Origin of the sequence: Streptomyces sp. CB02400 (genome assembly GCF_001905725.1) — a bacterium.
Classification (GTDB): domain Bacteria; phylum Actinomycetota; class Actinomycetes; order Streptomycetales; family Streptomycetaceae; genus Streptomyces; species Streptomyces atrovirens.
The window spans coordinates 111,668-123,349 of sequence record NZ_LIWB01000015.1 but is presented as its reverse complement, the minus strand read 5'-3'; the positions used below and the strand labels follow the sequence as shown (position 1 = coordinate 123,349).

Sequence of the window (11,682 nt, the reverse complement as noted above, 5' to 3'; positions counted from 1 at the left end):
GCGGCGGGTCAGAGCGTCTGCGGCATCCCGGTCGCCGTGACGTCCCGTACCCACGGCGTCCTGGCGTCGACCCGGCTGCTCTTCTCGACGTCCCAGTCGCCGTAGCGCGGGTTGAGGTCGACGTCGAGCTTCTCGCCCGCCTCGGACAGCGCCTGCCAGAACTCGGGCCGGCTGGTGTCGGTGCCGAGCTGCTGGGCGAGCTTCTGCGCCTGGATCTGGAGGCGGAGGTTGGCGTCGAGGCGCTGCGGCGGGATGCCGTACTGCTGCAGCCAGGCCGCCTCCAGCGCCTCGGCGCCGCCGGCCTGCTGCTCCAGATCGGACCGCATCCGCTGGACCTCGCGGCCCGTGACCGTCACGCCGGCGTCCTGTGCGGCGCGCTCCAGCACCCGGTCCAGGACCATGCCGTGCAGGGTGTCGCGGGTGAGGCTGCCGGTGCGGGCGATGGCCTGCTGGTACTGGGCGTCGTCCGGTACGGCCGCCCGCTGGGCCGCGCGGACCTCGTCGACCCGGTTCTCCAGCTGCGACACGGTGATCCGCTCGCCGCCGACGACGGCTGCCGCACCGGGGTGCGCGTCGTTCCCGCAGGCGGTGAGCAGGGGCGCCGCTGCGGCGATCGCGGCGGTGAGGAGGAGCGCGGTGCGACGGCGGCGGTGCAAGGAGACCTCCTGAGGAGAGCTTGTGCGGCGGTGCACAAAGTCTTGCGGTGATCGATGGTAGGCATCGGCCAAGCTCTGGCCAACCCATTCGACCAACGATTCACGAGGACTTCCGGCACCGGCGCCCGCCCCGTACGGCGCAGCGGCCCGCCGTCCCGCCGTCCCGGCGGCCACTGTCCCGCTATCCGCGCACCTGTCCCAGCCACTGCAGCGTCCGCCGGATGTCGGCGGCCAGCGGGTGCCCCGGTCCCTGCACGCGCTCCACGTCGTGCAGCAGCCGCACCAGGGTGTCGTGCGCGGCGGCCCGGTCGCCCAGGGCGAGCAGCAGATGGCCGATGCGGCGGCGGACGTCGTGGGCGAGCTGCGGGTCGCCGGCGGCCACGTACTGGTTCTCGTAGTACGCCAGCAGCGCCCGGTACTCGGCGAGCGCCGCCGCGGGTTCGCCGAGCTGCTCCAGGCACTGGGCGGCCTCGTAGCGGTAGCGCAGGGACTGCGGGTCGGCCTGGCCGGCCTCGGCGGCGCGTTCGTCGGCGAGGCGGCGCAGTTCGGGCAGGGCGCGCCGGTACTGGCCGTCGTCCAGGAGCGTGGCCGCGTACTGCTTGCGCAGGGTGCGTACGACCGGGGAGTGCTCACCGTGCTGGTCGGCGGCGATGGGCAGGATCGAGCCGAGGATGTCGACGGCCTGGGTGATGCGGCCCTCGCCGAGCAGCCGTTTCACCTCGTCCACGGCGGCGGCGACGTCGGCCTTCTCCGCCGCGGGCGCGGGCGGCGCGGCGGGGGCCGGCTGGGGCGCGGGGGTGCGGGCGCGGTCCGGCCAGGGGGCGTGCGGGCGCAGGAAGGGGCGGGTGGGGTCCAGGGGCGCGCCGGTGGGCGTTCCCCGCGCGGGGAGGAGCTGCGCCAGGTGTTCGTAGACCTCCTGCGCGGAGTCCGGGCGGTGCTGCGGATCCTTGGCGAGCAGCCGCAGCACCAGGGTCTCCAGGGCCTCGGGGACCTCCGGGCGGATCCGGCGCACGGGCACCGGCGGCTCGTACAGGTGCCGGTGCAGCACCCCGAGCGCCGTGGAGCCCGCGAACGGCACGTCGCCGCTGAGCAGCTCGTGCATCAGCACCCCGAGCGCGTACAGGTCCGTGTACGGGCCGACCGCGCCGCCCATCGCCTGCTCGGGCGCCATGTAGGCGGGCGAGCCGATGGGCGAACCGGTGTGCGTCAGGCGCGTGGTGTCGCTGTCCATGACGGAGGCGACACCGAGGTCGAGCACGGTGACGGTGCCGTCCTGCTTCACCATCACGTTGCGCGGCTTGAGGTCGCGGTGGACGATCGGCACGGCGTGCACGGCGCTCAGCACGGCGCACAGCTGCGCGGCCACCGCGACCGTCCACTGCCACGGGTACGGGTCGTGTTCGGCGAGGTGGTCGCCGAGGTCGGCGCCGTCGACGTACTGCATGACGAGGAACAGCTCCTCGCCCTCGCTGCCCGCGTCGTGCACGGTGACCAGGCCGGGGTGGTCGACCTGTGCGGTCACCCGGCACTCGCGCACGAAGCGGCGGCGCAGTTCGTCGGCCTCCTGCCCGGCCACCTTGTCCGGGCGCAGCAGCTTCACCGCCACGCGCCGGTCCAGCCGTTTGTCGTAGGCCGTCCAGACCTGTCCCATGCCGCCCTGTCCGATGAGCGTGGACAGTTCGTAACGGCCGGCGACGACACGTCCCGTCGTCACGCTCACCTTCCGCCCTCGTGGTTGCCGTGCTGTCCGGGATTGCCGTCCTGGCGGCGCAGGTAGTCGCTGAGTTCGTCCAGCTCCGCGCGGACCTGGTCGATCCGGGCCGGCGGTGCGGGGTGCTGCGGCGGCTGCGACGACTGCGGCGGCGGTACGGGGGTGGGGGGCGCCGGGGTGTGCGGTATCGGGGTGTGGGGGGCCTGGGGCTGCGGCACCGGCGTGGGCGCGTACGGCGAGCCCTGCTGCGGGTAGCCGTAGGGGGTGTGGACACCTGCCGGGCCGTGCACCGTCGTGGCGTGGGGCGACGGCGGCATCTGACCCGCGTACGGGTGCGGCCGCCGGTGCAGGCGGATGTCCACGGTCAGGTAGTACGCGGCCGAGATCGCGCCGAGGATCAGGACGGCGGCCAGGGCCACGTCGGTCCGGTAATCCGTCTCCGGCAGCGAACCGACCACCGCCAGGCAGGCTATCGACAGCGGGATGCTCACCCAGGCCGCCGCCCAGTCGAGCGGCCGTCCCCGCAGGAACGCGACCCGGAACAGCGGAACGCACGCCAGCAGTCCGCAGCACAGGACGCCGGCGGCGGCGTACAGCACGCGCTGCGTGATGACCATTGCCGCGCTGGGTGGGGGCGGCGCCACGCCGTGGCCGTACATGACTGCTCCTGGACAGGTGTAGCCGATGGAACTCGGAGTCCGAGCGTATAGGCCGACGGCGACAACCGGTCCCGGGATGTACCGAACCGTTGTCGTACCGGGGCGTTCCGGAAGCGCGCCGATGTCCCGGTCGGGGCTCGGCCGGGGTCCGACCAGGGGTTCAGTCGGGGGCGATCGTCCCGTCGGTCAGGCCGTCGTACATCCCGCGGACGAGCTGCTCGCCGAGCCGGCCCGCCTGTCTGAGCGCCCGCTCGAACTCGTCCAGGGCCCGGAAGCGGGCGCCGTAGCGCCGCTGCTCGGCCGGTGCGAGCCGGGGCAGTTGCAGCCGGCGCACGTCGAGCCGGGTGGCGGTGGACGCGTAGCTGCTGGCCTGGCGGTGGTTGGCGGTGCCGCGCAGGAACCCGGCGAGGAACCACGCGTCGAGCACCTCCGGATCGGGGCGCAGCAGCACGAGGTTGCGGCCCAGGGCGGCCCCGGCGGTCGCGTCGTCGACCACCCGCGCGACGGCGCCCCCGCCGAGCACGGGCACGACGACGTCGCCGGGTTCGGTGAGCACCGCCTCCTCGTCGCTCTCCGGGAGTGTGCCGGAGGGGCCGGTTCCGGAGAGTACGTCGTGGTCGGTGAGGACGGGCACGCGCGCGTGACCGCCGTTTCCGCCCGTACGCATCACCAGGGCGCCCCCGCGCGCGAGTTCGCCGACGGTGGTCAGGGGCGGGCGCCCGGTGGCGGGCGGCGCGGGGTCGACGGGCGGCGGGGCGAGGCCCGCGGCCAGGCGCAGCGTCTCGCCGAACCGTTCGCGTACGTCGGTGAGCCGGCCGGCGCCGTCCGTGGCGGCCGGGGGCGGGAGGTGGCGGGCCGGGGCGAGGTCGACGTCGTCGTCGAGGAGTTCGATGACGGGTACGGAGCGGGCCAGTCCGGGCCGTTCGTCGAGCCGGCCGGTCCGGTCGAAGGCGTGCCAGGCGTCGAGGACCGTCTCCCGCACCCCCGGCCAGTCGGGCCCGCCGCGCCCCTCGCCGGCGAACCGCCCGGCGTCGGCGAGCAGCACCTCAGGACGCGTCGGCGCCTGTTCGGGCCGTCGCAGCACCCACAGGTGCAGCGGGATGTTGTACGGGGGCGCGGCGCCGGCAGGGAGTGCGACGACGGCGCGCAGCGCGCCCCGGCGCAGCAGGTCGGCCCTGATCCGGCGCCCGGAGCGGCGGGACGCGGCGGCGGGCGGCATCAGCAGCACCGCGATGCCGCCGTCCCGCAGCCGGGCGAGCGCGTGCTGCACCCAGGCCAGCTCGGACTCGGTGCGGGCCGGGAAGCCGTACTCCCAGCGCGGGTCGTAGGCGAGTTCGTCGTGCCCCCAGTTGCGCTCGTTGAACGGCGGGTGGCACAGGACGGCGTCGGCCCGCAGCCCGGGGTGGGCGTCGGCGCGCAGGGTGTCGCCGGCGGCGGCGTGCGCGGGGGCGCGGGTGTGCAGGGCGAGGCGGAGCGCGGTGAGGGCGGCGAGTTCGGGGGCGCTGTCCTGGCCGTACAGCCGCCGGCCGGGACCGCTGCCGGCGGAGCGCAGCAGGGCGCCGGTGCCGCAGGCCGGGTCGAGGACGGTGCGGGCGGTGCCGGCCAGGCCGGCCATGAGAGCGGCGAGGTCGGCGGGGGTGGGCGTGTACTGGCGCGGGTTGGCGTCGAGGTACCGGCCGAGCAGGAACTCGAAGGTGTGCCGGGCGCCGAGTTCGGCGGCGAGTTCGGCGACGGCGCGGAGGAGGGGGGCGGAGGGGAGCAGGTGTGGGGCGATGGGGGGTTCGAGGGCATTCCGGGCGGCCGAGGCGGCGGGAGTGGCGGGGTTGTGAACAGTGCCCGCGGTGTTCACACGTGAGCCGTTCGCGTCGCCGAGCCGTGGTGTGAGCACCTGCTCCAGCGCTTCGGGCAGCAGCGCGACGAGTCGCTCGTCGGAGCCGGAGCTCACCTCGAGCCAGACCGGGGAGCGGTCGTGGATCAGCAGCAGGACGCAGCCCGCGTGGGTGAGGGCGGTGACCGGTCCGGCGGGGTGGCCGGCGAGCTGCTGCCAGACGCGTTCCCGCAGCGGGACCTCGGCGAGCTTGCTGTGACTGCGCAGCCAGCCCTCGACCTCGGCCAGCGCGAACGAGGGGCTGGTCTCGGTGCCGCCGACGGGCCGGGGGAAGTCGGTGTGCCGCCGGCGCCAGTTGCTGACGGCGGCGCGGCCGACACCGGCCAGTCGCGCGATCCCGGCGGCGGTCACTTCTGTCGCGTTGTCCTGCATGCCCGGCACCCCGCCCTGTTTCCCTCTGCTCCGTGTGTGGCGACGAGCATACCGACGCGCGCAAGATTCATGTTTCACATGCGTATACGCATTCGTCACCGTGAACGTTGTTGACTCGGTTCACAGCATCTGTTCTTATTGACCCCGCGAACGAGCGACCGTCGGCAGGCGGCGGTGGCCACGTCGGGAGGGACACAGTCATGGGCATGAAGAGCAAGATCGCGCTGGGCGCCGTCGTGGGGATCGTCGTCATCGGTGTCGCCTCGGCGAACTCCGGTGACTCGGACGGCGGTTCCGGCGACAAGGGCACCTCGGCGTCCGCGGAGCAGCAGTCCGGCGGTACGAAGTCGGACGGCAAGTCGGACGCGAAGCCCGCCGAGGACAAGGGCACCGAGAAGGCGTCCCAGGCCGAGCAGTTCAAGGCGTTCGTGCAGAAGAACGGGACGCCGCAGGAGAAGGACGCCGTCTCGCACATCACCAAGGTCCAGGGCGCGGACGAGCAGAACGACATCCTCGACGCCGCCGACGTCTACACCGACTTCACCGGCGGGATCATGGGCGAGGGCACGGGCCCCGCCAAGCTCATCGCCTCCGCGTTCGCCGACTGGAAGCAGAGCGACAACGGCCTCGTCACCGTCTACGACGCCGACGGCGAGATCATCGGCAACGGCAACTTCTAGAACTCCCGAAGGGAATCCACCATGCGTCGCACCACGTTAGCCGCCCTCTGCCTGGCCGCCGTGGCCGCCGCCGGTCTCACCGGCTGCGGCGGAGAGGACAAGGCGGACACCGGCACATCACGCGATTCGGCCGAGCGGAAGACGGCGGAGAAGGAGAAGCGCTCCCAGGAACCGAAGGAGGAGCCCTTCGCCGGACTGACCGGCGGCGAGATCGCCGAGAAGGCCTTCAAGGCCACGGCCGGGGCCTCGTCCCTGCGGATGACGGGTGACGTCCCCGATGACAGCGGTGGCGGCACCGTCCACATCGACATGGCCCTGAACAAGCGGGGCGACTGCGCCGGCACGATGGGGCTGGACGGCCAGGGCGAGGCCGAGCTGATCAAGGCCGGCGACACCGTCTACATGAAGTATGACGAGAAGTTCCTGCGGGCCCAGAGCAAGGAGGAACCCGAGGAGGACGTGGACGCGGCCGTGGCGCTGCTGGCCGGGAAGTGGATGAAGACGTCCGCCGAGGGCTCCGACGCGGGGGACCTCACGGGCTTCTGCGACCTCGACCAGGCCCTCGGCGGCGCGGAGGACGGCGACGGGAGGGCGACGCGCGGCAGGACGACGACGGTCGACGGCACGCCCGCGATCACGCTGGAGGCGCAGGACGGCGACGACCGCTTCACGCTGTACGTCGCCACCGAGGGCGAGCCCTACCTGCTGCGGCTCGACAGTACGTCCCCCACCGACCCGGGCTCCCTCTCCTTCAGCGACTACGACGAGCCGGTCCCGGTGGAGAAGCCCGCCGGCGACGTCCTGGACATCGACTCCCTGAGCTGACCCGCCCGGCGGCGACGCCCGGACCGCTCAGCCGCCGCACTGCTCGAGCATCATGCGCTTGTCGGCCGGCGTCACCGGCATCTCGTACTCGACGGCGACCTGGGCGAAGCGGACCGCGTACGCGCACCGGACCCGCTTGTCGGGCGGCAGCCAGGTCGCGGGCCCGGAATCGCTCTTGGCCGAGTTGGCGCCGCCGTCGACCGGGATCAGGTTGAGCGGGTCGTTGGCGAGTTGCTCGCGCTTGCTCTCCGACCAGCGCGACGAACCCATCTGCCAGCTGTAGGACAGCGGCACCACGTGGTCGATCTGGACCTCGGCGGCCTCCTGCTTGCGCCACTCGATGGTCGTGCCGGTGTACGGGTCGGCCAGGGTCATGGCGACCACCACGCAGTCGGACCCGGAGCGGAAACGCACGTCCTGGCCGTCGCGTCGCAGCAGGTCGTTGCGGGTGTCGCAGCCGTTCCTCGCGAGCGGCACTCCGTCCGCCGTGTCCATCCAGGCGTAGCCGAACTCGTCGCGGTCGTAGCCCGTCTTCGGTCCGCGGCCCTTGGTCGTCACCTTCGCGATGAGGTCGACGGCCTCGGCCCGGTCCGACTCGCCGGTCACGGGCGCGAGGCCCGGTCCGGTGCCCTCGGGGTTGTCCAGCGGACTGACGGCGCGTCCGTCGGAGGCGGCGCTCCCGCTTCCGTCACCGGCCGGGGGTTCCACGTCCTGGATTCCCTCGCAGCCGGCGAGGAGAGCCACCGCGGCGATCACCGCCGGGCCCGCGCTCCGGGCCCGTATGCCCCATCCCTCGTTCCGCGTCACCGCGCCCCTCCTTCGCTCATCTGACTCCTGCCCTGACGGGGGCGGATCGTGCCGGATCTCACCGTAACGGGTGAGAGGTCCAGACCAATCCGGCGTTACACGGGCATTCGTCGCAAAGCGCGCGTATCGTCGGTTCTGAGTCCCCTCCGGAAGGAGCTCCCGCATGGGCATCCTCGACAAGTTCAAGAGCAACAAGGCGGCACGCGACAAGGCCAAGCAGGCCTCGGACACCGCGGAACGGAAGATGAACGAGAGGACCGGCGGCAAGTACGAGCAGCAGATCGACACCGGGCAGCAGCAGGCCGAACGCCGGCTCGGCATGGACCGCGACCGTCCCGACCAGCCGTAAGGCCTCGCGCACCCGTCAGGGCCGTCCACGGCGACCTCACGCCGTGGACGGCTCCCCGTCCGCGCCGCTGACCCGTCGGAAACCCGGGCCCGGCGTCAGGACCCCAGGACCGACGTCAGGAACTCCCCGACCCAGCCCAGCAGGTCCCGCCCGACCAGCGGCTTGCCGCCCACCTTCGCGGTCTTCGGGCGCGGGACCAGCACCTGGTGCGCGGCCGCCTTGATGACCGTGCCGGGGTACAGGCGCTTCAGGCGCAGTTCCTGGGACTCGCGCAACTCCACCGGCGCGAAGCGGATGTTGTTGCCCTGGAGCACGATCTCGCCGACGCCGCACGCACGGGCCAGCATCCGCAGCCCCGCCACCAGCAGCAGGTTCTCCACCGGCTCCGGCAGCTTGCCGTAGCGGTCGACGAGTTCCTCGCGCACGGCCTTGATGTCGTCCTCCGAGTTCGCGGAGGCGATCGCCCGGTACGCCTGGAGGCGCAGCCGCTCGCCGGGCGCGTAGTCGTGCGGGACGTGCGCGTCGACGGGCAGCTCGATCTTCACCTCGAGCGGCGGCTCCTCCTCGATCTCGCCGGTCTCCAGCTGCCGCCGGTAGTCCGCGACCGCCTCGCCGACCATCCGCACGTACAGGTCGAAGCCGACGCCCGCGATGTGCCCGGACTGCTCGCCGCCGAGCAGGTTGCCGGCGCCGCGGATCTCCAGGTCCTTCATCGCCACGTACATGCCCGCACCCATCTCGGTGTGCTGGGCGATCGTCGCGAGCCGCTCGTGCGCGGTCTCCGTCAGCGGCTTCTCCGGCGGGTACAGGAAGTAGGCGTACCCGCGCTCCCGTCCTCGTCCCACCCGGCCGCGCAGCTGGTGGAGCTGGCTGAGGCCGAAGTTGTCGCCGCGCTCGACGATCAGGGTGTTGGCGTTGGAGATGTCGATGCCGGACTCGACGATCGTCGTCGACACCAGCACGTCGAACTTCTTCTCCCAGAAATCGACGACGACCTGCTCCAGCGCCGACTCCGACATCTGGCCGTGGGCGGTGGCGATGCGCGCCTCGGGCACGATCTCGCGCAGCCGGGCCGCCGCGCGGTCGATGGACTCGACCCGGTTGTGGATGTAGAAGACCTGGCCCTCGCGCAGCAGCTCGCGGCGGATCGCGGCGCCGATCTGCTTCTGCTCGTACGGGCCGACGAACGTCAGCACCGGGTGCCGCTCCTCCGGCGGGGTGGTGATCGTCGACATCTCGCGGATGCCGGTGACCGCCATCTCCAGGGTGCGCGGGATCGGCGTGGCGGACATGGTCAGCACGTCGACGTTGGCGCGCAGCTTCTTCAGCTGCTCCTTGTGCTCGACGCCGAAGCGCTGTTCCTCGTCGACGATGACCAGGCCGAGGTCCTTGAACCTGGTCTCGGAGGAGAACAGCCGGTGGGTGCCGATGACGACGTCCACCGAGCCCTCCCGCAGGCCCTCCATGGTCGCCTTCGACTCGGTGTCGGTCTGGAAGCGGGACAGCGCCCGCACGTTCACCGGGAACTGCGCGTACCGCTCGCTGAACGTCCCGAAGTGCTGCTGCACCAGCAGCGTGGTGGGGACGAGCACGGCGACCTGCTTGCCGTCCTGTACGGCCTTGAACGCGGCCCGGACCGCGATCTCGGTCTTGCCATAGCCGACGTCGCCGCAGATCAGGCGGTCCATGGGGACCGACTTCTCCATGTCCTCCTTGACCTCGGCGATGGTGGTGAGCTGGTCGGGGGTCTCCGCGTACGGGAAGGCGTCCTCCAGCTCGCGCTGCCAGGGCGAGTCGGCGCCGAAGGCGTGGCCGGGGGCGGCCATGCGGGCGCTGTAGAGCTTGATCAGGTCGGCGGCGATCTCCTTGACCGCCTTCTTGGCGCGCGCCTTGGTCTTGGTCCAGTCCGCGCCGCCCAGGCGGTGCAGGGTGGGGGCCTCGCCGCCGACGTACTTGGTGATCTGCTCCAGCTGGTCGGTGGGGATGTAGAGCCGGTCGCCGGGCTGGCCGCGCTTGGCGGGGGCGTACTCCACGACCAGGTACTCGCGGGTGGCGCCCTGCACGGTGCGCTGCACCATCTCGATGTAGCGGCCCACGCCGTGCTGCTCGTGGACGATGTGGTCACCCGGCTCCAGGGTGAGCGGGTCGATGGTCTTGCGGCGCCGGGCCGGCATCCGGGCGCCCTCGCGGCCGGATGCCTTCTGGCCGGTCAGGTCGGTCTCGGTGAGCACGGCGAGTCCGAGCGCCGGGTCGACGAAGCCGTGGTCGATGCAGCCGCAGGCGACGTGCACGACGGACGGGGTGATCTCGCCGAGGTCCGTGTCGAGGCGGGCGGCGATGCCCTCGCCGCCGAGCACCTCGACCGTGCGGGCGGCCGGACCGTGGCCCTCGGTGACGAACACCGTGCGCCAGCCGTCGGCGAGCCAGCCCTTGGTGTCGGCCAGCGCCCGCGCGGTGTCGCCGCGGTAGGTCTCGGGGGCGTGCATGCCGAGCTTGAGCGTGTCCCCCGCCGCGTCAGCGGCATATGTCTCCGTCAGCTCCTCGTCCGCGGCGAACGGCGACACCGACCACCACATCATGTCCAGCTCGCGGGCCCGGTCGCGGATGTCCGCGATGGACCACAGGGAGGCGGCGCCGACGTCGATGGGGGCCTCGCCGCCACCGGCGGTGGCCGCCCAGGACGCCTGCAGGAACTCCTGACTCGTGGCCACCAGGTCGGCGGCCCGGGTCCGCACCCGCTCCGGGTCGCAGACGACGGCCATGGCGCCCTTGGGCAGCACGTCCAGCAGCAGCTCCATGTCGTCGACGAGGACGGGGGCGAGGGACTCCATGCCCTCCACCGCGATCCCCTCGGCGATCTTCCCGAGCAGCTCCCCCAGCTCCGGATGCTGCTCGGCGAGGACCCGCGCACGCTCCCGCACGTCCTCGGTGAGCAGCAGCTCGCGGCAGGGCGAGGCCCACAGGCCGTGCTCGGCGACCTCCAGGGAGCGCTGGTCGGCGACCTTGAAGTAGCGGATCTCCTCGACGTCGTCACCCCAGAACTCCACCCGCAGGGGGTGTTCCTCGGTGGGCGGGAACACGTCGAGGATGCCGCCCCGTACGGCGAACTCGCCGCGCTTCTCGACCAGTTCCACGCGCGCGTACGCGGCGGCGGCGAGGGCTTCGACGGTCTCGTTCAGGTCGGCGCTCTGACCGGTCCGCAAAGACACCGGCTCCAGGTCGCCCAGGCCCTTGACCTGCGGCTGGAGCACGGAGCGTACGGGCGCGACGACGACGGAGACCGGGCCGGTCTCGGGGTCGTCGGGGCGGGGGTGGGCCAGGCGGCGCAGTACGGCGAGGCGGCGGCCGACGGTGTCGCTGCGGGGGCTGAGCCGCTCGTGCGGCAGCGTCTCCCACGACGGGTACTCCACGACGCCCTCGGGCGGGAGCAGGGAGCGCAGGGCCGCGGCCAGGTCCTCCGCCTCGCGTCCCGTGGCCGTCACCGCCAGTACGGGGCGGCCGGTGTCGCGGGCCAGGGCGGCGACGGTGAAGGGGCGGGCCGCGGGCGGGCCGACCAGGTCGACGTGCATGCGGTTGCCGTCCGCGGCGGCCGCGATCGCTTCCGCGAGGGCGGTGTCCTTGACTACGGCGTCGAGCAGACCGTGCAGGCTCATTCGGGGCGCTTTCCGTCCGGGGGTGTGCAACACGTCGGGCCCGACGCGCGCGGCGGGCCGGGGTTGTCCAGCGTACGTCGCT

Annotated in this window: 9 protein-coding genes; 3 read left to right on the top strand and 6 right to left on the bottom strand. The window is 72.8% G+C overall.

The genetic code is table 11. The annotated features are described in order from the left end of the window. Positions 1-8 precede the first annotated feature (8 nt). The 4 genes from AMK33_RS29830 to AMK33_RS29815 form a co-directional block, all read right to left on the bottom strand. A complete protein-coding gene (locus AMK33_RS29830; RefSeq protein WP_073936089.1) occupies positions 9-656 on the bottom strand; it encodes a SurA N-terminal domain-containing protein in 648 nt (215 codons plus the stop codon). A gap of 181 nt (positions 657-837) precedes the next feature. After that, complete coding sequence (locus tag AMK33_RS29825) at positions 838-2,334, bottom strand: serine/threonine-protein kinase (RefSeq protein ID WP_268817388.1); 1,497 nt, start codon at positions 2,332-2,334, stop codon at positions 838-840. A 38-nt stretch (positions 2,335-2,372) separates the two neighbouring features. After that, positions 2,373-3,026 (bottom strand): hypothetical protein, encoded by a 654-nt coding sequence (locus AMK33_RS29820; RefSeq protein WP_073936087.1) that lies wholly within the window; start codon positions 3,024-3,026, stop codon positions 2,373-2,375. A 160-nt stretch (positions 3,027-3,186) separates the two neighbouring features. Beyond that, positions 3,187-5,286: an N-6 DNA methylase gene (locus AMK33_RS29815; protein WP_073936172.1), complete on the bottom strand. Its 2,100-nt coding sequence runs from the start codon at positions 5,284-5,286 to the stop codon at positions 3,187-3,189. A gap of 200 nt (positions 5,287-5,486) precedes the next feature. Between AMK33_RS29815 and AMK33_RS29810 the strand changes: the two genes are divergently transcribed. Beyond that, positions 5,487-5,966: a hypothetical protein gene (locus AMK33_RS29810; protein ID WP_073936086.1), complete on the top strand. Its 480-nt coding sequence runs from the start codon at positions 5,487-5,489 to the stop codon at positions 5,964-5,966. A gap of 21 nt (positions 5,967-5,987) precedes the next feature. Then, a complete protein-coding gene (locus AMK33_RS29805) occupies positions 5,988-6,791 on the top strand; it encodes a hypothetical protein (protein ID WP_073936085.1) in 804 nt (267 codons plus the stop codon). 27 nt (positions 6,792-6,818) lie between these two features. Here the strand turns inward: AMK33_RS29805 and AMK33_RS29800 are convergent, their stop codons facing one another. Then, the gene (locus AMK33_RS29800) at positions 6,819-7,598 is read right to left on the bottom strand and encodes an HNH endonuclease family protein (RefSeq protein ID WP_073936084.1); all 780 of its coding nucleotides are present in this window, start codon (positions 7,596-7,598) and stop codon (positions 6,819-6,821) included. Positions 7,599-7,761: 163 nt separating this feature from the next. Here AMK33_RS29800 and AMK33_RS29795 point away from each other — a divergent pair, with 163 nt between their 5' ends. Then, positions 7,762-7,947, top strand: coding sequence for an antitoxin (locus tag AMK33_RS29795; RefSeq protein ID WP_073936083.1), 186 nt, complete (start codon positions 7,762-7,764; stop codon positions 7,945-7,947). 95 nt (positions 7,948-8,042) lie between these two features. Here AMK33_RS29795 and mfd read toward each other — a convergent pair whose 3' ends face one another. Next, positions 8,043-11,600 (bottom strand): transcription-repair coupling factor, encoded by a 3,558-nt coding sequence (gene mfd / locus AMK33_RS29790; RefSeq protein ID WP_073936082.1) that lies wholly within the window; start codon positions 11,598-11,600, stop codon positions 8,043-8,045. Between the last annotated feature and the right edge of the window lie 82 nt (positions 11,601-11,682).